Source organism: Paenibacillus sp. FSL H7-0331 (assembly GCF_001956045.1).
In genome coordinates this window covers 26,435-49,197 of sequence record NZ_MRTH01000003.1, presented here as the reverse complement: position 1 = coordinate 49,197, position 22,763 = coordinate 26,435, and the positions used below count along the sequence as shown (strand labels likewise).

16 protein-coding genes are annotated in these 22,763 nt (G+C 45.3%); 4 read left to right on the top strand and 12 right to left on the bottom strand.

Going from position 1 to position 22,763, the window contains the following annotated elements:
* The first annotated feature begins 6 nt into the window (after positions 1 to 6).
* Positions 7 to 2,250, top strand: coding sequence for a M56 family metallopeptidase (locus BK127_RS05100; RefSeq protein WP_076228943.1), 2,244 nt, complete (start codon positions 7 to 9; stop codon positions 2,248 to 2,250).
* A 605-nt stretch (positions 2,251 to 2,855) separates the two neighbouring features.
* Here the strand turns inward: BK127_RS05100 and BK127_RS05090 are convergent.
* The 6 genes from BK127_RS05090 to BK127_RS05065 form a co-directional block, all read right to left on the bottom strand.
* The gene (locus BK127_RS05090) at positions 2,856 to 4,658 is read right to left on the bottom strand and encodes a cache domain-containing sensor histidine kinase (protein ID WP_076228941.1); all 1,803 of its coding nucleotides are present in this window, start codon (positions 4,656 to 4,658) and stop codon (positions 2,856 to 2,858) included.
* Entirely contained in the window at positions 4,658 to 5,671 is a 1,014-nt protein-coding gene (locus BK127_RS05085) for a response regulator transcription factor (RefSeq protein ID WP_076228940.1), read from the bottom strand. Before BK127_RS05085 ends, BK127_RS05090 begins: the two co-directional genes overlap by 1 nt.
* Positions 5,672 to 5,713: 42 nt before the next feature.
* Positions 5,714 to 7,273, bottom strand: coding sequence for a type 2 periplasmic-binding domain-containing protein (locus BK127_RS05080; RefSeq protein ID WP_076228939.1), 1,560 nt, complete (start codon positions 7,271 to 7,273; stop codon positions 5,714 to 5,716).
* A 135-nt stretch (positions 7,274 to 7,408) separates the two neighbouring features.
* Positions 7,409 to 8,275 carry a carbohydrate ABC transporter permease gene (locus BK127_RS05075; RefSeq protein WP_076228938.1) on the bottom strand — a complete coding sequence of 289 codons (867 nt, stop codon included), beginning with the start codon at positions 8,273 to 8,275 and terminating at the stop codon, positions 7,409 to 7,411.
* Positions 8,276 to 8,598: 323 nt separating this feature from the next.
* On the bottom strand, positions 8,599 to 9,501 hold the full coding sequence (locus BK127_RS05070) for an ABC transporter permease (protein WP_372237342.1): 903 nt from the start codon (positions 9,499 to 9,501) through the stop codon (positions 8,599 to 8,601).
* A gap of 272 nt (positions 9,502 to 9,773) precedes the next feature.
* The gene (locus BK127_RS05065) at positions 9,774 to 10,502 is read right to left on the bottom strand and encodes a cache domain-containing protein (RefSeq protein ID WP_144026375.1); all 729 of its coding nucleotides are present in this window, start codon (positions 10,500 to 10,502) and stop codon (positions 9,774 to 9,776) included.
* Between the two features lie 543 nt (positions 10,503 to 11,045).
* Between BK127_RS05065 and BK127_RS05060 the strand changes: the two genes are divergently transcribed.
* Positions 11,046 to 12,095 (top strand): hypothetical protein, encoded by a 1,050-nt coding sequence (locus BK127_RS05060; protein ID WP_076228935.1) that lies wholly within the window; start codon positions 11,046 to 11,048, stop codon positions 12,093 to 12,095.
* A 149-nt stretch (positions 12,096 to 12,244) separates the two neighbouring features.
* Here BK127_RS05060 and BK127_RS05055 read toward each other — a convergent pair whose 3' ends face one another.
* The 3 genes from BK127_RS05055 to BK127_RS05045 are packed head-to-tail and all read right to left on the bottom strand — an operon-like array spanning position 12,245 to position 15,524.
* Positions 12,245 to 13,132, bottom strand: coding sequence for a carbohydrate ABC transporter permease (locus BK127_RS05055; RefSeq protein ID WP_083689069.1), 888 nt, complete (start codon positions 13,130 to 13,132; stop codon positions 12,245 to 12,247).
* A 10-nt stretch (positions 13,133 to 13,142) separates the two neighbouring features.
* Positions 13,143 to 14,066 carry a carbohydrate ABC transporter permease gene (locus BK127_RS05050; protein ID WP_083689068.1) on the bottom strand — a complete coding sequence of 308 codons (924 nt, stop codon included), beginning with the start codon at positions 14,064 to 14,066 and terminating at the stop codon, positions 13,143 to 13,145.
* A 48-nt stretch (positions 14,067 to 14,114) separates the two neighbouring features.
* On the bottom strand, positions 14,115 to 15,524 hold the full coding sequence (locus tag BK127_RS05045; RefSeq protein WP_076228934.1) for an ABC transporter substrate-binding protein: 1,410 nt from the start codon (positions 15,522 to 15,524) through the stop codon (positions 14,115 to 14,117).
* Positions 15,525 to 15,769: 245 nt separating this feature from the next.
* Here BK127_RS05045 and BK127_RS05040 point away from each other — a divergent pair, with 245 nt between their 5' ends.
* Together BK127_RS05040 and BK127_RS05035 are read left to right on the top strand one after the other, a co-directional pair.
* The gene (locus tag BK127_RS05040) at positions 15,770 to 17,425 is read left to right on the top strand and encodes a response regulator transcription factor (RefSeq protein WP_076228933.1); all 1,656 of its coding nucleotides are present in this window, start codon (positions 15,770 to 15,772) and stop codon (positions 17,423 to 17,425) included.
* A gap of 43 nt (positions 17,426 to 17,468) precedes the next feature.
* Positions 17,469 to 19,253, top strand: coding sequence for a cache domain-containing sensor histidine kinase (locus BK127_RS05035; RefSeq protein ID WP_076228932.1), 1,785 nt, complete (start codon positions 17,469 to 17,471; stop codon positions 19,251 to 19,253).
* Between the two features lie 76 nt (positions 19,254 to 19,329).
* Here the strand turns inward: BK127_RS05035 and BK127_RS05030 are convergent, their stop codons facing one another.
* From BK127_RS05030 to BK127_RS05020, 3 genes are read right to left on the bottom strand one after another with little or no spacing between them, the layout of a single operon-like run.
* Entirely contained in the window at positions 19,330 to 20,304 is a 975-nt protein-coding gene (locus BK127_RS05030) for an ABC transporter ATP-binding protein (RefSeq protein ID WP_076228931.1), read from the bottom strand.
* Between the two features lie 28 nt (positions 20,305 to 20,332).
* Positions 20,333 to 21,358: an ABC transporter ATP-binding protein gene (locus BK127_RS05025; protein ID WP_218639001.1), complete on the bottom strand. Its 1,026-nt coding sequence runs from the start codon at positions 21,356 to 21,358 to the stop codon at positions 20,333 to 20,335.
* A gap of 31 nt (positions 21,359 to 21,389) precedes the next feature.
* On the bottom strand, positions 21,390 to 22,760 hold the full coding sequence (locus BK127_RS05020) for a xylulokinase (protein ID WP_076228929.1): 1,371 nt from the start codon (positions 22,758 to 22,760) through the stop codon (positions 21,390 to 21,392).
* Positions 22,761 to 22,763 lie beyond the last annotated feature (3 nt).

Here is a 22,763-nt window from a genome sequence, read left to right as displayed (position 1 = left end):
AAACCTATGGATATTGTATATAACACTTTTGTCTGGTTTGTGTATTCGACCTTTGCGGCAAGTATTGTTGCCTTGTTAGTGATATCGATTCAAAAGTTATTTCACCGTTACATGAATGCCCGCATTCGACATGCGTTATGGTTGATTGTGTTGATCCGATTGCTGCTGCCCGTTTTTCCAAACAGCGACGTCAGTATTTTTAATATGGTGCCGTTCGTAACCGAATGGAGTAAGGCTGCTGCCGGTATCGTTTCTTTTGTACAAAGCGATCTATCTAACAATGGAACAAGAACCAACCAACAAGACGAATTACTTTCCAATGATAACAGCAGGTTAAGTCAGGATTACTCTAACATGGAGCCAGACCTATCTGCACTAAGGATGAAAGATCCTGAGCCTGCTACTGTACAATCACATGCTCTCGGTTTAAAAATCTTGGCGTCTGTATGGCTTATAGGCGTAGTTACCATCCTTACCTACCTGGTCTATTGCATAATGAAGATGCGACAAAGATTCCGTACCCTCCGATTGGTAACCGATTCTTCGATCATGCAGGTTATGGAGGATTGCAGAGCGAAATTCGGCATTTCGTTACCGATCCCAGTATACACAGACAATTATGCGATAAGTCCCTATATCTCAGGGGTGATTCATCCTTGGATCTATTTACCGGAAGCAATCGGCAAGGAATTGAACCCCTCTCAGATATCACATGTCTTGTCTCATGAATTAGCCCATTATCGAAGAAAAGATATGGCCTGGAATACAATAGGAAGCTTTATTCTTGCGATCCACTGGATGAATCCTTTGGTCTGGATTTGTATCAGGATGATGAAAGCTGACAGAGAACTCGCTTGTGATGCTTACGTATTGGAGGTTCTGGGAGAAGCAGAGGCTGTTCCGTATGGCTTGACGATTATTGAATTTCTCAAGCGATTTTCTGCCAAACGAAATCAGCCAAACCTGCTGTATTTTCACGAATCGAACAACCATAACCAAATCGTTAGGAGGATGACAATGATCAAGTCTTTTAAAAAAGGCTCTTATAAAATATCAGCGATTGCGATCATAGGCATGGCGATTCTGGCTGCTGTGACGTTAACGAATTCTCACAATCCGCTCTTGGCGATCAGTACGGATAACACGCTTGCAGCAACCGATTCGGCAATGAAAGATCGAATTCTGTTTGATTCCCCATTCCGTGATTATAATCGTTTGGACAAGGCTGCTCGGATTGCCGATTTTAAGTTTAAAGTCCCTGACTTTGTGCCTGAGGACTACAAATTTGAGAGTGTACATCTGAAATCAAAACAACCTGAAGAAAGCAAGCTAACCCAGGCCTCATTTTATTACGAAGCTCGTAAAGGAAACAAACATTATGGAAATTTTGAATTAAACGCGGTGTATGGTGGAAACGGACTGGAAGCCGCTTATGCGAAAATTGAGCAATCCGAACAACAGCTTAAAATAAGTGAATTTGAATTTGAAATAAAGAAAGAACCCCTGATCATTAATCAAATGGACGCTTTGAAGGTGACAGTAGGTTCAGGAAAGCGAGAAAAGCTGTACTATATATGGCAGGATCAGGATATCCAGTACCAACTTCATGGGAGCGTTTCAAATCAAGAGCTCCTTATGATGATAGAATCCATGAAATATCCTGATGAACAGATGAATGAACGTTATACAAGCGACTATATGTTGAACATTCAAATCTATGATACGGATGATTTACAGCAGGCTCCGGAATTAATCGGATTTACACCTAAATTTCCGCTGCAGCTATTCGGACAATTTCAAGCAATGAATGCTTTTGTCACCAAAAAGGTCAACTTCAGCTTTCCAATAGACGATGAGGATAAGAATACAAGACTTCTCAGTATTAGATACCAAAAGACTGACAATAACAATCGTAATGCAAACAGTTTTAATCTCAAGCAAATCAAAAACGGTCATACGTATCAAGATATCAAAAACAACGGATATGTTGACTTCTATCGTATAGACGGGCAAAAGCATGAAGTCAAGGTAAGCCCGATAGAAGTAGCAGGAATGGAAGTGCTCCAAACAGAGAAGTACAAAATCGACGGTCCATTAAGTAATGCGTATGAGGCGGATTTGGTTAGCTATTTCTGGATCGAAAATGATGTGTGCTTTCAAGTGATGTTTAAGGAAAATGAATCACAACAAAACGAAATTGTAGCTTACTTGATAAACGCAAAGGCCGCAGACTTTAACAATTTGAAGTAGACATATAAGGCTTCATTGAGTAGCCTATATTAAACTAAGCAGCATGGAGAGAAGAGAATCTCTATGATTACCAATGAAGGTGTGTTGTACCTTTTATGACAACAAAACTATGACAAGCAGCTCGAATAGAACTAAAGTAAGGATTGCAGCGTCACTCGGCCCCAAAAATGGGCGATGTACTCCGGGATTAGAAACTCTTAAATAAATATGGGCGGAATCACAATTTACAATTACACCTTCGTAAACATGACCGTCTATTGTCTGAATACGAACTGAACGATTAACATGAGAACTGCAAATATGATGTATACGATTACGAATTGTTCTTAATGTGTGTACTACACTCGGGTCTGCCTGATATAAAACCTGATGATGTGTTGCTGGATATTGAAAACTCATTAACATGACCTCCATAATGCTTCATAATTACCTCGTTTCATACTATGCGAGTACCTAGTCCTAAATTCGTTCTTTGCTGTTTTTGTTATGGGGGGGGTTACAGTATTTCTAACCACGCTTCGTTTATTAGATTCCCATCCCCGAAATGAGGAGCTCGTATAATTAAGCAAAAACGTCCAGTGCTCTACACAAGAGCATTGGACGTTTCACGTTGCCAGATCAGGAAAACGAATGAACAAGCGGGTACCCTTACCCTGCTCACTCTCCATACATAAGCCGTATTTCTCTCCGAATACCAGCTGAATTCTGCGGTGCACATTCATCATGCCAATCCCGCCATGCCCCTTGCCACCAGACAGATTGGATTCAGCCAGTTGGTTCGTATCCAGCTGACTCTGCAGAACTGCAAGACGATCAGGAGCTATGCCCACTCCGTTATCCTCAACCACCATCACCAAATCATCGCCTTCAATCCAGGCATCCAGCCGAATAAAATGATGCTCCTCCAAACCATCCGCAAACGCATGCTGAAAAATATTTTCAATTAAAGGCTGCAGCGTCAGCCTGACTGTTTTCTTCAAAAAGAACTGTGGAGGTATCCGCACATCCAGCTCAAACTCCCGACCGATGCGATGCTTCATTATCGTCATATAATTGAGCACATGCTTTAGCTCATTCACGATGGCCGTCTCTTCAATATCGGTCTGTACGGAATAACGAAACATGGAGGCAATGGCATCGACAATTTCTGTGATTTCCTCAGATTGCTGGATCACAGCGTAGCAAATAATATTTTCAAATGTATTGTACAGAAAATGAGGATTGATTTGCAGCTGCAGGGATTGCAATTGCGCCTTTTGATGCTCCAGCTCGGCGTCCTTTTTACTTAATTCAGTCCGGTATAACGTATCCATCAACTCGGATAAGCTCACAACCATCAAATTATATCGTTCAATTAGCTCATCCAGCTCATTACGAGTTCGAAGCTGGGGGATCTTGACCCAATTGCCCTGCTCGGTTTGGCGCATGCCTTTTTTCAATATCTGGATCGGCTTGGTAATATTCCGACCAAATCGATACGATAGCAGCAATGCGATCAGCAGCGTAATGCCTCCCACCCAGATGGAAGACATCCGAATACTCGAAAGCGGCTCGTTAATATCCGCAGTCGGCAACGACACCATCAAATTCCAGCCGGAGTATGCAGACTTCAGACTGACCACCATTCGCTCCTCACCACCGGAGGCATCGATGAACGATTCCAAAGGGTTCGACTCCAGCTTACTTAGAAGCTGCTTGTCGACAAAGCTGCCAATCTGCTTCTTATCCGGATGATAGACGATCCGTCCCTCATTATCGACGATGGAAAAGAACCCGTTGGGTCCGAGGTTGATCCCTCGCCATAGCGTTGAAAATTCATTGGATTTGATCTCGATCGCCAATATCCCTTTGAATTCGTTAAACACCTCACCGTGGATTTTGCGTGCCAATGTAATAAATTGATTGCTGCTCCCGGCAAATACGCTATTGTTAATAATCGTCAGATTTCCCTGCGCATCGGCCTCTTTATCCAGCTCCTCCAGTGTAACCTCAGGCAGCGGATCGGCAATCGGCTTCAGCGCCGGATTCTCATAATACACCCAGTTATGGTTGTAATCGATCAAATATACCGTCATGATCTCAGGAGATTTGATGAACAGCGGATCAATCACATTAACCTTCAGCTTATTCGTAAACTCATAATACTCGTAATCTCCCTGTGGAGGCGCATCGAGAAATTTTTTAACGTCCGTATTGGTGAACAGAGATAGGTGGGCCCGCTCATACAATTTCAAATACAAATCGGTATGATTGACCGCATTCGAGACGATTTCCTTAAGATGCTGCTCATTCTGCTCACTAAGCTTCTTGGACGAAATATGATAGGAGAAAAATCCGATCGAAGCCGCGGTGATGATGACAACAGATGCAATATAGGCAAAAATACTTCTGGCGAGCGTTGGCTTCATTATTTGATTCCCATCATATGTCGGTATTCCAAGGGCGACAATCCGGTGACCTTCTTGAACATGCGTGAAAAATGCGGATAATTCTCGTAGCCCACCTCATAAGCAATATCGTTAGTCCGATAGTGCGGAATTTCCAGTAGCTTTTTGGCCAGCTCGATTCGTTTCATAATCCGGTATTGAACGAAGTTTTCCTTGTGCACCTTTTTGAACAGCAGGCTTAGATAAGGCGGGGTAATCCCGAGATATTCAGCCACATCCTCAAGCGACAAGTCTTTCGTAATATGAGAATCCATATAGTACTTGGCCTTCTGCATCAAATCCTGTCCACCCCGCTGTAGGGTCAGCTCATCAATCATTTTCAGGATCTGTATTTGAAGCTGTGCAAAATATTGCAATTTATCGGCAGCGTCCGAGATTTCCTCACCCTGCGGGTGAAAACCTTTGACGGATAAACGTTTCTTGAGCATCGTCAGGCAGTCCTTCAACAGCTGAATGAAATCCGAATCGGAGGTCGAGGCCGTACTGCAATACGACCTTAACTGCTCCAAATGCAGCTCAACCTCCTCAATCCGCAAGGACCAGATCGCTTCGACAATTTTGTCGATCCATTCCTCATATCGAGATATGGAAAATACAGCATGATGGCTTTCGTACACAAGCTTATCCAGCAGGCTATGAATTTTGGAGGGGATGAACGGCTTCAGCACGTACTCCTTAACCCCATACGAGATGCAGGCTTGCGCATATTCAAAATCACCGTATCCGGATATGATCACCTTTTGAATCAAAGGGTATTTCTCATGAACCTGCTTGCACAGCTCAAGACCATCCAGCTTAGGCATCCGGATATCCGTCAACAGCAGTTGAGGCATCGATTCCTCAATCATTTGGAGCGCTTTCAAGCCGTTACTGGCTGTTCGAATGGAATCAAAGGTATGCGAATGCTGCTTCAGCATGACAACAAGACCTTTGAGTATAAGCGGCTCATCATCTACAACCAGAATATGCTTCATGTGCCGTCCTCCATTTTGTGCAGGGATCAACGTCTGGATGTATTAGTCTCCCATGATGACGCCGGATTTCTGATTATAACGGTCAGTTGCTTCTTTTATGATATCATTCCCGCCCTTGGATTTCCATTCCTCCAGCACCTTCGGCCAATCGGAAATCGGTTCCTTGCCGTATACCATTTTCAGCATATGATCCAGAATAACCGGCGGCATATCCGAGAACTTGATACCGGCATCCGTATACTTGGCGCTGGCTGCGAGCTCAGGCTGGAACGCAATTCCGTTACGACCTTCCTTCGTTACAATGGTATCGAACTGCTGAACCAGCTTTTTACCATCCTCTGTCGTATTGAGCAAGGTCCGATTCAAGGCCGTATCTTCAACCAATCTCAGCATAACGGAACGGAATTGCTCCTCCAAGGTACCCTCCGGTGTGGTCGGCTGCTTATAAGCTACCTTGCCATCCTTCATTGTGTACGTATCGCCCTCAATACCAAAGTTGAAGAATCTGTCGCCCGCTTCGGTAATCATATAATTGTGGAATTTAACGATGGCTGCCGCCTTTTCTTTGCTGACCTTGCTGTTAATATAAGAAAGTCCGCCCGTGTAGCTATATTTCATCATGCCGCCTTTACCGTCATCCCCTACAGGTGAAGGTATGATGATGACCTCGGATTTGGCATTCGCAGGCTTTGTGGTATTAATCCAGTTCAACAGCAGATTGGCATTGTGATTCCAGACACCCGATTTACCGGCATTGATATTATTAGTCCATTTGTTACCATCCAGACTGGCAAAATCCTTCGCCATTAAGCCTTCGTCATACATCGTCTTGTACACCTGCAACGCCTTTTGCATCGCTTCGACCTTGAAAAACTTAGGAACAACCTGATCGCCTATTTTTTCAAACATCGTGCTGTAAGGCATCACATCATAAGCACCGAAAATCACATCGGAATATACAAAATCTTTGCGGAAGGCAAACGGTTCAGCAACCCCGTTCTTTTTCATTGCGCGCAGTACATTCAGAAGATCATCGACAGTTTTTGGCGCTGGCAGCCCCGTCTGATCGAGTAGATCCTTACGGATAAACGTTGCACGACGCGTGGAGGACGATAAGTATTCCGGGATCGCATAGATTTTACCGTTGTACTTGACCTCGTTCCAGGCTTCCTTCGGAATCGCTTTCAATAAATCCTGTCCATACTCCTTCAGCAGATCATCCAGCGGCATAAACAATCCGCCTTTAATCGCTCCGCTCATATCGGGTCCTTCAGGGAACATGCCTTGAATGGTGTTCATCACGTCAGGAATATCGTTGCTGGCGAACATCAGGGCTGTCTTGGGCTTGAACTCCGCATGTGGAACCAGTCGGATATCCAATTCGGTATTCGTAAGCTCTCCCAGCTTCTTGACCCATTTGTCCTTGTTGATGTCCGTACTTGCGAGTGCATACTTGTTTAAGGAATCGCTCATCGAAATCGAAATTTTGACCGGTCCCTGCGGTTTGTTGTCTGCTGCTTTGGGTGCAGCCGGGCTGGAGCAGCCCACTATTGTAACACATGTCAGCGATGCGAGCATACCTGCTTTTTTCCAACGTTTCATTGTATATGTTCCCCCTACGAGTTAATGAGTGGCTTCGACATGATCTTAACGCGAATGCTGTAACTGGAACATCGGTTTTTTTAAGCTCTGTTGATCTTTATTATAGTAGTGCACGGAATTATCCATCCTACACGGTTAAGATTTAATCGATCCGATTAGCATCCCTTTAATAAAATGCTTTTGCAGAAAAGGATATACGAGCATGATCGGAATCGTTGCGATCACGATGACCGCCATCTTCAGCCCTTCCGGTGACAGGTTGGCGACATCATTCGCCGTATTCGCCAAATCCGATGAGTCGGTAATAACGAACTCTCTCAGCTTGACCTGCAAAGGAAACAAGGCCCGATTATTGATATAATACATCGCATTGGAGTAATTGTTCCACAAGGCAACCGAATAAATAATGCTCATCGTTGCCATCGCCGGCTTGGATAGAGGTAAAATAATGCTCCATACGGTACGCAGCTCCCCTGCTCCGTCAATTCTCGCCGATTCAATCAATTCATTGGGGATGGAAAGGAAAAATGAGCGCATCACGAACAAATTGAATGCACTGATCGCTCCGGGCAGCATCAATGCCCATAGGGTGTCCAGCAAGCCTAAAGACCTAACGAGCAAATAATTCGGAATTAACGGCGCATGAAATATCATCGTAATCAAAACCATCAGCAAAATATATTTTCGTTCCCTATACTCATGTCTCGATAGAGGATAGGCCAAGCTCGCAGTCATAATCAGATTAATCAAAGTCCCACAAACGGTAATAATTACACTGATCCCAAAAGCTCTCCAGATCGCAGCCTGTTGCAAAACGGTTGCGTAGTTCGCCATGGTAAACTCCACTGGCCATAAAATCACTTTGCCAGTGCTAAGCGCAACCGAACCACTCAGTGATTGCGCGATAATATTCAGAATCGGCAGCAGCATCGTCAAACTAATCAGTAATAAAATCAATGGATTGAGCAGCGCCAATCGGCTTGTTTTGTTGGATGGTGACACGGGTTAGCCTCCCAAAAGTTTGCTTAGCAAACTGACTTCATATTTATGCACTGAGTTTTATATTGTAGTTAATTATCCAAAGGACACCTTGGACAATCTCCATTTTTCCTAATCACTACTCTGCCTTATAGGCTCGGTGAGCACGCAGCGGAGCGGCCGTGGTGTTCTGCAGAAGCGGAGCGTTCGCCTTTGTTCATGGATTTCTACCGATACATCTCTTATCCAATCAGGAAATCCATGAAAAACAGCGATCGGAAGAACACTTCGGCCGCGCAGCGCCCCCCTCACCATATGCTCCTCACCACACTCTCCACATCGAACCTTTAATACAATCCCTCACCCGTTGCTCGCTTACTAAACGTATTCGCCGTAACAATCAGCACAAACCCAATCACCGATTTAAACAACCCAATCGCCGTCGTATAGCTGTACTCCCGTTGAATGAGTCCCACCCTGTAAATGTACGTATCGAGAATATCCCCATTTGAATTCGTCAGCGGATTCAAAAACACAAATACCCGCTCAAAGCCGAGATCCAGAAAATTCCCGATCTGCAGCAAAAACAAAATTGTAATTGTCGTCATAATCGAAGGAATCGTGATGGAGATCGTCTGTCTCCACCGAGTCGCTCCATCCATTTGCGCAGCCTCATACAGATCGGGGTTGATACCGCTCATGGCGGCCAAATAAATAATCGTGCTCCAGCCCGCATCCCGCCAGATCCCCGAGCTTACGATGATCGTTCGAATATGGGAGTCCTCACCCATGAAGTATATCGGTTCCTGTCCAAACCAGGTAAGAACGTGGTTCACTACACCACTGGTCGGTGACAAGATTTCTATCACAATCCCCCCAACAACGACCCATGATAAAAAATGCGGCAAATACACCGCTGTCTGGACAAATCGCTTATAGAGCTGATTACGCAGCTCATTCATCATTAAAGCTAAAATAATCGGAATCGGAAACCCAAAGACCAGCGTGTAAAAACCGATAGCCAATGTATTTTTCAGAATTCTCCAAAAGTCTGCGAACTCAAACATACGCTGGAAATTAGCCACGCCTACCCATTCACTTTTCCAAATACCCTCAAAAATACTGTAATTTTGAAACGCCATCATCGAGCCTGCCAGTGGAATATACTTAAAAACCACAAAATAAATAATTCCCGGAAGGGATAACAAATAAAGAATTTTGTACCGGTTGTAGTAGGCTAACAAACTCACATTCACACATCCCATCGTTGTTGTTATAAATGAATCTTACAGCAGGGGTCTGAATAGAGGGAGTCCGTAATTTAAACATACTTATCTTTTTTTAAGATGGGTGTGATGTAAATCAATCTTGGGAGGAGTTTCATATTCAGAAATTAGGGGGGGAGATTGCATACGGTAAAATGAGTGAATGAATCGCAGACGAAATTCAGGGGCCTCTCCACTGGTAAACTGGACGTTCAATGCCCAATTGTACAGGAGTACCCCCGAACGAATAACATACTTCAACTCAGCAAATCCTCAGGAATAAAAGCCATATAAGTCAGCTCCGGATCAGACGATTTCATATAAAACAGAGCAACCTTCGTACCATTCTCATCCATGTATAGAACGCCGTTATCATTGGTCATTCCATCCAGCACTTCTGGAGCAGGGGCTTTTCTTACTTGGGAGGATAGCAATACCTCATCGTATTTATCCGTAATCATGACAGTGCCCTGGAGCGCCGGATCGACAGTATCCAATATGGATTGTAAAGGGGCAGACTTGAAGACAATAACTATCGTTGCATCCGGTCCTGTTGGGTCTGTCAACGGCAGCGATTGAAAAAGAGCCAGCCCAGTTCCCTTAAAGCTATCCTTGGAGGTCTGTCCGATATGAAGGTAGTTCTTGTTCTGGTACGATTTGATAAGCTGATGCCAGGTTGAATACTTCATGGAGGTGTACAACCGGGTGGAAAAGAACTGTTCAGGCGTGTCCACAGTTTGTGTACTCACGATTGCATGATTGCTTTTGGCGTACATGTACACATCCAGTATGGAAGGATTGGCAGCTTTATACCTGTTCAAGCTTTTCATCACAAGCTCGGCGGCGGGCTTCTGGCTGACCGGTGAAGGATCCTGAGCATACAGATAATCCCGAACATTCGGGTCAGAAGCAACTCGCAAGTATACCCGATTCATCTGCTTGATTTCATTGTCCATGGTCTGCTTCACTTGCATTAGCACTCTCATCGTTTTCTCTTTTTTTTCATATTGCATCATCTGAGAGGAAACGAAGTGAACCGCGCCACTAACGATAAGTAATATTAGACCTAATCCTCCTATTAACAGCATCAGTTTCAATATTGGTTTGTTTGACAACATGCTGGCCATGCGCATATCTGTTTACGATCCCCTTTTTTGAAAGCGTTATCAAAACGAAGCTTGATTCTTGTACGATCAAACGATACTGGTCATCATTGGATGTGAAGTACGACGATTTCTATGATCTCTAACACCGCACTCTACACCACTATACACCGCTCTACGTTACATAGAAGTTAGTTACTTCACAATATATTGTAGAACATTATGAGCACTCTAGCAATAACTAGTTCGTCATCCTTGGTACCAGATTGTGGCATTAACATTTTCTTGAAAATTGTTCAAACTTTATTCACTTATTATTGTTTAGATACTATTTACAATTCAAACACAAAGTGATATATTTCGTACAGAAACATTTCGTTAGCGAAATGTTTAAGGAAAAACTATAGAGATAAGGTGGAGTTAAAAATGAAAAACAGAAAACCATGGATGGCTGCAATACTTTCTACTGCATTATTATTTAGTGGTGCCCTTACTTTAGCCCCGAAAGCATTTGCGGATGACGATGATTACCCAGTCATTGAAAGAGTAAAAGCACCTTTGGATAGACAGCAATACATAGCAGATCGTTTAAACAAGCTGATTACGATGACAGTAGCGTTTTCGGATAAAGATTATGTAGATGTGCAGGATGCTTTGCTTAATGGGCAGACATTAGCTCAAGCTGCCAGTATCGACAGCTCATTACTGGGCGAAAAGTTGAGAGCATGGATAGATCAGGATCTATCCAGTACTTTGCAAAACTATTCGGTCACTAATGAGCAGTTAGCAACATTGAAATCCGATTTGTACAATAGCATTCAAGTCGCTCTTTCTACACCAGGATATCAGGTTGCCAGTGTCAAAGGCGGATTTAATTATGATACTCTTATGAATACACTTATGAATCAATTGGAGAACAAGGCTGCAGCTATTTCAGATGAAGATTATGTGGATGTACATGACCGTGTACTTAAAGGAAGCTCGCTCGCAGAGGCTACCCTTCTCGATCAAAGCTTTTTAAGGGATGCACTGGTCAGTCCGATTCTGCAAGAGCTTGATAAGGCGGTTGCCGCCAATCTGCTAACAGCTGATGAAGCTGCGAAGCTGAAGGATCAAGCAAACAACTCCATTTTATCTGCCGTTTCCTTGTCCAATGGGATGGGTGTAAAGAAAGACTCCACATATGATACACAAGCATTCATTAACAAACATTTAGCATCCATCTTTAACGATGCTTTCCTGGTTACCAATACTGAGGATCTTGAGTATGATGAACTGAAAAGTGCTTATAAACAAGGTGGCAGCCTGACAAGTCTTACTGCAACATCAGCTGATGAGCTGGCATCCCGTATTTTGAACTTATGGAGTAGTGATATACATGCTGTTTCAGATAACCTGTCCGCACAAGAAGCGACTGAATTCCAACAGAAAGTGACGGATGCCATTAAAGCAGCTGTTAACGCTGCCGGGAAGTAATCCGAAGCCCTGTATGAGAGTTCACTTTAATCAGAGCTTCTCATACATAACGCAACCACAAGCTGACAAAAAGCCGAAGCATCCTTTAAAAAGTAAAGGGGCTCCGGCTTTTTTGAACTATTTGTCCTGCTAATATCTCTTGGAAATGATTAGCCTTTTACTGCACCCATCGTAATCCCTTGGGTAAATGCCTTTTGGAACATTAAAAAGATCGCGATCATCGGAACAGAGGCGAGCGCGGCTCCAGCCATCATAACTCCATAATTCGTTGTAAATTCGCCTTGCATGGTAGCGATTCCGAGCGGAAGTGTCATCATTGGCGTTGATCTTGTCATAATCAGCTGGCTGAAATAATCGTTCCAGGCACCTATAAAAGTGAAAATTGCGAGTGCACCCAACGCTGGTTTCAGCAATGGAATAATGATCGTTGAGAACATGCGGATCTCCGAGCAGCCGTCTATTTTGGCAGCCTCCATCAGCTCCCCCGGTATCGTCTGGGCAAACTGCTTCATCAGGAAGACACCAAATGGCCAGCCAATGGCAGGAAGAATGAGACCATGATACGTATTGATCCAACCGAAACTAGCTAACATCGTAAATAAGGGGACAAGAATAACCTGTTTGGGCAGCGCCATGGATGAAACAAACATCGTGAATATGATTTTTCTTCCAGGGAATACTTTCTTGGCAAGGACATATCCAGCCGTTGAAGCAACCAGACACACGGCCGTCATTTCGCACACGGAGATAAAGAAGCTGTTGAAGGTCCAGCGCCATACCGGATTTTTAAATAAATCGCTCCAATTTTGCAGCGTCGGCTTGAGCGGAAACCATTCGGGCGGTATCGCCGTGGCTACGGTCTGAATTTTGAAAGCACCCGTAACAATCCAATAGAATGGAAATATGAATACGATGGTAGAGAGAATCAACAGACACACGGAACCGATGCGTGAGATGCTGATTTCTTGGCGTTTAGCTGATCTGAAATTCGTAGGACGGATCTTCTCGTTCCTATTTAATTGTGCATGTGATTTCATGATGTTCCCCCTAATACTCTACATCACTGCCAAAGTATTTGAATTGAATGACGGAGATAATCCCGATCATAATAGCCAAACAGACACCCATCGCTGAAGCTAATCCGAAGTTACCAAGCAAGAACGCTTGCTCATAAACACCATACATAACCGTCGAGGTGCTGTAGATCGGACCACCAGAGGTCAACAGCTGAATTAAAGCAAAGCACTGGAATGTATTAATGGTTGTAATGACGATAATGTATAAGTTAGTTGGCATCAGCATCGGCCATATGATTTTCACAAATATTTGCCAAGGGGTTGCCCGATCAATTTGTGCAGCTTCAATATAGGATGTCGGAATGTTGCCCAGCGAAGCGACATATAGAATAATCGGCTGTCCCACCGAGGTTGTAATCAGAACCGCGATAATCGCTAACAAAGCCGTGCGGGTGTCTCCAAGCCAAGAGATGGGCTCAAACCCGAATAAACCTGTCAAATAATTAAGAATTCCGTAGTTAGGATGATAGATCCAACCCCAGACAACCGTAATACTGACAACCGAGGATACAGCAGGTAAATAAAATACGCCTCTAAAGAAAGAACGAATAACCTCTTTGGTCTTGTAAATATTCATCGCCACAAAAACGGAAAACACAATGACGATCGGTACAGCGATGACAACAAGTAAAAAGGTATTGCGTAAAGATTTAAGAAAGGTTTCGTTATGAAACAACGAAATATAGTTATGCAGCCCAACAAATTCAAAGCTTCTTAATGAATAATCAAAGAAACTGATATAGACTCCTCTTAGCATCGGATAGGCGACAAATAAGAGAAAAAAACCAAATGCAGGCAGTAAAAATAAATAACTCATCAGCCAATCGCGTAAAATATAATGTTTGGACTTGCGCACAGCTGCCAGCAACTCCAGCTCCCCTTTCCTTATGTTCATAGAAAGGAGCAGCGCACTTGCAACGCTGCCCCAATGCCATACCTGATGTTATTTGGACTGGGTTGGTGTCTTTGCCTTGGCAATCGCCTCGTTAGCTTTGGTCGCGAAATTATCAAGTGCCGCTTTGCCAGATACGCCCCCGATTAAGGCATTCTGCAGCTCAGGGAACCAGAAGGTACGAATCTCTGCATAACCATCAGCTATCGTTGGCGGGTCTGTGATGAAGCTGCGAGCAAGCTCGGCATATTTGTACTCGGAATCATCATACAGCCCTGTAACGGACGTCCGCGCCGATAAACCACCAGTTTGGATCAGGTTCTTCTTACCGTATTCAGGATCATTGGCAATAAAATCAATCAGCTTCTTGGAAGCTGCGATCTTATCTTTGTCATTGTTGTTAAAGATCGCCATTCCACCGAGATAAGGCTCCAACTTCGGTTTCGATCCATCCAGCGTAGGGAATGGAAGCAAAATATCGTCAAATTTCACTTTTTTGTTCGGTACATTTTGCGCTTTAAGAACTGCGGAATAATTGATCGTGAATGCCAGCTTGCCTTGCAGGAACATATCGTTCACATCTGCAGCCGCCAATGACGCTGCGCCCGGTACAACCAATTTATCTTTGCTCGCTTTGACAATCCAGTCGAGTGCCTTCGCGGCGTTGTCCGTATTGATGGCCACCTTGCTGTAGTCCTCATTCAAAAATCTGGATACACCGAGGTTAGCTATGTAAGCACGGGTTCCTTGATCTCCAGCCGTACTCTTGGCATAAAAGCCTGATGGAATAACGTCCGGCGCTTTTTCCTTGACCGCCTGCAGTGCTTTTTCATATTCGGCTACGGTCCAGGTTCTGTCTGGTTTGCTTAACGGGAGTAAATCCAGCGCACCAATCTTCTCAAATACGGTTTTGTTAACAGCCATCATGAACGGCGCCGTATTGATCGGGTACATATAAATATCATTGCCAACCATGGATTGCTTCCACAAGGCAGGTGAAATATCAGCCTGCACTTCTTTAGTCACCATATCATTCAGCGGAGCCAGCAGCTTCTTCTTGCCCCAATCGATAATTCGACCCGGAGCATCATAGATCACATCAGGGGCTGTATTGGAGGCAATGGCGACATTCAGCTTTTGGGGACCGCCTTCAAAGGTAATCATTTCCAGATTGACTTTAATGTCAGGATTTTTTTTGTTGAATGCAGCAATAATCTGCTTTTCGTATTTGCCAACCTCTCCATCTAACGGCTGAAAATTGGGGAAATTCCACCAAGTGATTTCAACAGGCTTGGCTGCCGGCTTCGCGGTGTCACCAGAGGCTGCTGGTCCCATACTTCCGGAGGCTGCCGGTGTGGTGCTGCTCTTGGCCGGTTCAACATTACTGCTGCAGGCTACCAACTGCGTTCCAACCATGGTCACACCCAATATCGTCATCAGGCTTTTCTTTAAAGCTCCCATTCAATTACCCCCCAGTTATAGTTAGAACGTGAACATAAATCGTTTTCATTACTTCCCTTATCATAGGGGATATAAGCTAACATGAGAATCCCCCTGATTTTACTTTCATGGTCCTTTTCTGACCTGTTCTGAATATTAAGAGTTTTCTACCTATTATTCCTGTGACGAATGGTTCCAATCTAGTATAATACGGTTATCTCTTAACAAATCCGCGATTACGCTGTCACAATTTATGGGGGGATATCATGTATACATTGATGGTAGTCGAAGACGAACCCCTGATACGGGCCGGATTAAAACAATATTTCGATTGGGCTGAGCTGGGTATCAAGTCGATTGTAGAAGCAGATAACGGTAAGCAGGGGCTGCTTACTGGACTCAGAGAACGACCAGATCTGGTCATCACGGATATCCGCATGCCAGAGATGGATGGACTTGAGATGATTGGACAGCTGCGTGCTGAGCTTCCGAATACTGTATTTGTCATTTTAACGGGATATAACGATTTCAAGTATGCCCAACAAGCGATTCGCTTAGGCGGTGTACATGCTTTTTTACTGAAGCCTTTGCAGTATGAAGAAAGCTTGACTACCATCCGCGAGTGCATCCAAAACCTCAATGACAAGCGCCAGGAGGCTCAGGCTCGTCTTACTCTGCAGCTTGAAGCGGCAGAAAGCAGCCAACTCAAGCGCAATCAGCTCATCAAGTATGTACTGGAGGAGGAAGAGCCCGCTCTGACAGAGGAATCCCTCCATCAGCTATACGGATTTAAAGGCACAGCCTGCTGTTATCTAACCTTTGTTGCAGCCCGTGTGCCCAATCCATCAAGTCCGCCCTATTCCATTTCAAACCGCTGGCCGAGCCCCGAAGCCGATCAATTGATTACAGAACTAGTTAACATCTTGTTCACATCAAAGAATATACGTCAACCACTTACTTATATCTCCAAGTCAAAATTGTATGCGGTCATCATCATTGAAGCTCAGGATCACTCTGATTTCACGTCTTGGGATGAGGAAACCTTAGACACGCTGCTCAAGCAAGTAAGCATGCAGGGCAATGCCTCCGTATTTATGGCTATGGGTCCCATGACAGCGGAGCTTGCAAAGGTTGGGATGTCCCTGCGACTCGCAGAAAAAGCTTTGGTACGGCGTTATTTTCAATCGGACCGTCATCTGCTCCAGCTTTCCCCTGCTGAGCATGTTTTTCCTTATTCCAAGAACTCAGCGCTGCCTTTTAACGAGAAGGACAAAAGTCAGATGCTGAGCTGCCTGGAGCTTGGTGACGACATACAAATCAAGCTGCTGATGAGACGTTTGAGTCAGGAAATGAGTACAGGTCGTTCCGAATGTCCAACAGAGCCTTGGCTTGCCTTTCTTCAGGAATTGATAACGGTTACTTTGCGTTTTGCATACAGCAATGGCATTCAAATCGAAGGCGTGTATAGTGACAAGCTGCTGTCGCTTGCCTGTGTGGATGACTTCCAGACCAGCGAGGCGCTATTTGATTGGCTTGCTGACTGGATGATTCGTCTCAGTTCCGTTTATCGGCAGCAATCGCTGCCTGCTGTCCAGCAAGAGAGTCTTATTTTCGAACAGATTGAAGTCTATATCAAGCAGCACATCGATCAGGATATCACGCTGCAAATGGTCGCTGATCGCTTTTTTTATAATCCCTCTTACTTAAGCAGACTTTTCAAAACGAAGCTTAAAAAGAATTACATGACCTTTGTAACGGAAATCAGAATTCATTACGCACAGGAATGTCTGATGCAGCCTCATTACCTGATCACCGATGTATGTCAGATGTGTGGTTATAAAAGCTATAAGCATTTTGTAAAAACATTTAGAGCTGTCACCCAGATGACGCCCACCGAGTATAGAAAACAGGTAAGGTCGTGAAGCCGTGAACCATCTTTGGAGGCACTTTTCCGACAGGGTTCGGATGAGGCATGTCAATACCCAAATATTCGTACTGATTATTGTCACGATTACCATACCGCTCATGGTGATTTCAGGCATTATTTATGTCTACTCGTTTCAGGCTGTCAAAAATGAGTATCAGGCCAGCTCCATTCTCATCCTGAATAATTTGTCATTCAATATTGATCAGTATTTGCAAAGTATAGAAAAGGGTACGCTGAATGCCCAGACCGAGGATCAGCTGCAGCATGCGCTGGAAAATTGGTCTCAATATCAGGCAAAGGAAGCCGAGGATCAAAAGATCAAATACCAAAAAGTCATTGAAAATTTTATCAGCTCCATTGAGATGATTATCAAAAATGTCGACAGTGTGCAGATTTACGCAGGTGACCGTGTATTTTACTCCGCTAACTTCAATCGGTCTGACTACGATGTCAACGAATTTACCAACGAGGATTGGTACAAACAAACGGTTGCCAACAAAGGAGGCGTGGTTCTGTTTGGCACTCATCCACCGTTTCATCGCATTAACCCGCATGAGCCCGTTATCTCTATCGCACGGGTCATTAATAAAATCGGGAGCAAGCAGCAGCTTGGCGTCATTCTGGTCGATATTCGTCTGGATTCGCTGCGCGAGATCCTCAAGCTGTCCGAGAACAGCAAGCGGAATTTTGTGATTGTCGATAATCATGGCGGCATCATCTACTCATCAGACAATGATCAACCGGGTTCAGACAAGCCGAATGCGATCAGCAATCTCGCGCTGCAAACGGTTTTGAATAGCGAGACAGGAAGCTTTTACTCCCCCATAGCCGGGAAGGATTCCTATATTAATTTTGTAACCTCACCTTATTCAGGCTGGAAAGTCATTCAATATATGGATGAAAAGGAGATGACCAAACAGGCCGAGCTGCTCGGCAAAATTATTTTGGCCTTGGCTCTCTGTTCGCTGGGAACTGCCATATTGTTTATGTTTATTTTGTCGGCGCGTGTAACGAAACCGATCATATTGTTAAGCAGACAAATCAAATTACTTGGGATGGGCAGGTTTGACGTCAATCTGAGCAGCGACCGGCAGGATGAATTCGGAGTGTTGTATCAGGGGATACGTAAGATGGTCGAGGATTTGCAAAGCTATATCGAAAGATCCTCCATGGCCAAAGCCCAGCAAAAAATAGCTCAGTACGGAGCGCTCAAAAGCCAGATCAATCCCCATTTCCTCGCCAATGCATTGGAATCGATCCAGATGAAAGCTGTTATCAACGGCCAGCGGGATATAAGTGAAATGGTGAGCGTGCTGGGTCTGTTATTTCGTATTCATACCCAATCGGGCAAAGAAACCGTTCCCTTGATTGAAGAACTGGAGCATACCCGGCTGTACGTGAAGGTACAACAGATGCGTTTTGGAGATAAGATTGCATACAGGGAAAACATGGCCCCTGGCACTGAATCGATATCGGTGATCCACTTTTCATTACAGCCGCTGATTGAAAATGCTTTTATCCACGGATTGGAACGAATCACCGGACAGGGACTGCTCGAAGTGTCAGCTGCAAAGACAGGCGACGAGCTTATGATTAGCATAAGAGACAATGGGGTAGGCATGGACGAGGAAACCTTGTTAGCCTTGCAGCATCGGCTGAGTCAGCCTTCAGACACTCTGGATCAAGAGCACATTGGCATTAAAAACGTACATGACCGGATTCAATTTTATTATGGTGAGTCCTACGGCATTGAGGTGCAGAGCCATATAGGTACAGGAACGACCATAACGGTTAGAATGCCAGCTAACAACGTCTCCCCATAAATGAACAAGTGACAACAGGTAAAGGCCCTCGATCCGCAGCTTCGTACTGGAGATCAGAGGGTCCTGTTACTATCATTTATTGATTCAGTGGGTAATGACAGGCGGTAAAGCGGCCCGCAGCGATCTCCTTAAATTCCGGTTCAACAGAGCTGCACAATGGCTGCACATAGGGACAACGAGTATGAAATTGACAGCCTGAGGGTGGATTGGCCGGACTGGGTACATCACCTTTGAGCAGGATACGGGTCCGCTGTTTCTGTGGGTTAACTTCCGGTATCGCTGATAAAAGTGATTCGGTATAAGGATGAGCCGGCTGTTTGTATATACCGTCCACCGGACCCAATTCGACCAACTTACCGAGGTACATAACACCCACTCTGTCAGCAATATGATGGACGACACTTAAATTATGCGATATGAACAAATAGGTTAACCCGAATCGCACCTGCAGGTCCTGCAGCAGGTTCAATACCTGGGACTGGATGGATACGTCCAAAGCGGATACAGCCTCATCGCATACGATCAGCTTGGGATTCAAAGCCAAGGCACGGGCAATGCTGATACGCTGCCGTTGTCCTCCTGAAAATTCATGTGGATATCGATCAATCTGATCCTCATTCAGGCCAACTACTTCCATCAGCTCTTTCACCCGAAGCAGCCTCTGGCGACTATCTCCGATCTGATGAGCAATGAGCGGTTCTGCAATAATATCCTTGATCTTCAGACGCGGATTCAGCGAGCCAAAGGGATCTTGAAAAATTATTTGCATATGCTGGCGAATATGCAGCATTTGCGCTTTGGAGAGCGAGAATATATCCTGCTCCTGAAAGGTCACTTTGCCTGCAGTGGGCTCCAGAAGCCGCAGTAACGTTCGACCGGTTGTGCTCTTACCGCATCCTGATTCACCTACAAGCGCAAGCGTCTCTCCGTCGATAATATCGAAGGTTAATCCATTGACCGCTTTAACCGGGTTAGCGGGCTTCTGAAACATTTTGCGCTTCACAGGAAAATATTTGGTCAGGTTTTCCACGCGAAGTAACGTTTTTTCCATTAGGTTCACCACCTTGAAGAGGTTTCGCTCACTTAGATTGTTCCAATTGATCCGCTTGTTCACCTTGTACACGTGCAGGATCAGCAAGCTCATCATACTTCCAGCAGCTGACGCGTCTGCCTGAGCCTTGATCAAGAAGTACCGGCTCTTCTCTGGAGCAGCGATCGAATGCATAGGGACAGCGCGCATGAAATCTGCAGCCGTCAGGCATGGCGTGAGGAGAAGGAACATGGCCTGGAATGGAATACAACTTTTCACGGGTACCGCCTATTTGAGGAATCGATTTCAACAATAGCTCTGTGTAGGGATGCAGCGGATTCGTAAATATTTCCTGCGACGGCCCCTGCTCCACAACCTGACCCGCATACATGACAATCACTTTCTCGCATACTTCGGCAACAACACCAAGATCATGCGTGACCATCAGGATTCCAGTACCTTCATCCCGGTTTAATGTTTTCATAAGCTCGAGAATTTGTGCCTGGATGGTCACATCAAGAGCTGTCGTCGGCTCGTCGGCAATGAGCAGCTTGGGGCTGCAGGATAAAGCGATCGCGATCATGACCCGCTGTCGCATCCCCCCGGACAGCTGATGGGGATATTGCTTCACTCGCGTTTCCGGCATCGGGATGCCTACCTTTTCCAGCATGCCGACGGCATGCTGCATAGCTTCCTTGCGTGACATCCCCTTATGCTGACGAACCGTCTCCGCTATCTGCTCGCCCACTGTCAGCACCGGATTCAGAGAGGTCATCGGCTCCTGAAAGATCATCGACATTTCCTGTCCTCTGACAGAGCCCATCTCCTTCGCCGTCTTGCCAATCAATTCTTCACCCTGGAACAGAATCGAACCGCCTGCAATACGGCCCGGTGTCTTGATCAATCCGAGAATGGATAAAGAGGTAATACTTTTGCCGCTACCGGACTCTCCAACCAAACCTACCGTCTCACCATAATCAATATCAAACGAAATACGATCCACAACATGAAAAGTTCCCCGGTCCGATGTAAAGTCGGTAACCAATTCTTTCACTTCCAGCAGTTTCTTCTTCATCATATGGCGGCATGAATACCCTGAAACCGTTTTAAGGACGGAATGGATCGCGCCTTCCTCCTTTCATCATTTGATTGTAGCTTTCATATTGCTGACGGATAGCTTCGCTCGCCTGGCTGCACGGTTTAATCCTGTGTACAACCCTTACCAGCCGATCCGAAATATCTTTCCAATCGACTTCAGCCTCTATATGTTTGATGACGATCATGGCAGCGCCCAATGTGCTATCGCCACCTGCCGTTAACAGGACCGGAAGCTGGAATAAATCTGCAATATCCTGCATCCAGGATTCGCTCAGCACCCCCCCGCCAATTGGACGAATTTCTTCAAATCGTCCTTGAGTGACGAGCGGTTCCATCAAGGCATACAAGGTAAACAGGATGCTATCCAGCACCTCCTGCAGTTGCAGGGCATGGTCTGATGGTTGGGTAGGATCACCAGTCTTGCTATCCGGTAGTGACTGGATGGGCAGCAGCTCTGAAATACGTTGTCCCGCCCCTTCAAGCCGAATTCCCTGCAAATACATATCCCAGCCAAAATGCTGCCGGAAATAATGGTCTTCCCCGGTGTATGACTCAGTGCCCTTCGCCCAAAAACGTGTTACAGCCGTGGTGCCAAGTGATATGCACAGCTGCTGCCCAGTGACAGAACCACTGGACAGATTGGCCGCAGGTCCGTCTCCTGTTCCTACGACGATGGGAATCATGGCCGATACCCCCAACTCGCATATCGCCTCCTGCAAGAGCGCTCCGGCTGAGCAAACGGGATCACATACTTGCGGTAATTGTTCAGAGACTATGCCAACAGCCGACAGCATATCCGGCCACCAAGCATGCGACTGCTGATCGTACAGCTGTGTAGTGGATGCGGATGCCGGGTCGGTCATCCAATTGCCTGTCAATCTCCATAACAAATATTCTTTGATACCGCCTATATAATGTGCCTTCGTCAATATGTGCGGCTCCTCAGCCTGCAAGCATAGCAGCTTCGTGGAAGGATAAATCCCGGATAAAGGGCAGCCTGTCTTCGAATAGATGTCGGTACCCTGCAATCTGAGGCTAAGCTCCTGAACGTAGTCAGCTCCCCTCTGATCGACCCCGAGAATAAAGTCGCGCAGCGGCTGTCCTTCACGATCAAGAAGGACCAGTCCTGCCATTTGCGTGGTGATGCCCATCCCTATACATCCACTCAAATCATGTCCGTTCTGGCGCAGCAAGCCTACCGAATCGACGAAAGCCTTCCATAATGGTTGCGCTCCAATCTCTACTCGATCACCATTTACGATACTTGGCAGAGCAACTTTACAGCTCACTACGATACTGCCGTCAGTTCCAATACAGGCAGCTTTAACAGACGAAGAACCGATATCAATGGCAAGGATCGATTGTCCCGCGGTATTCATCGA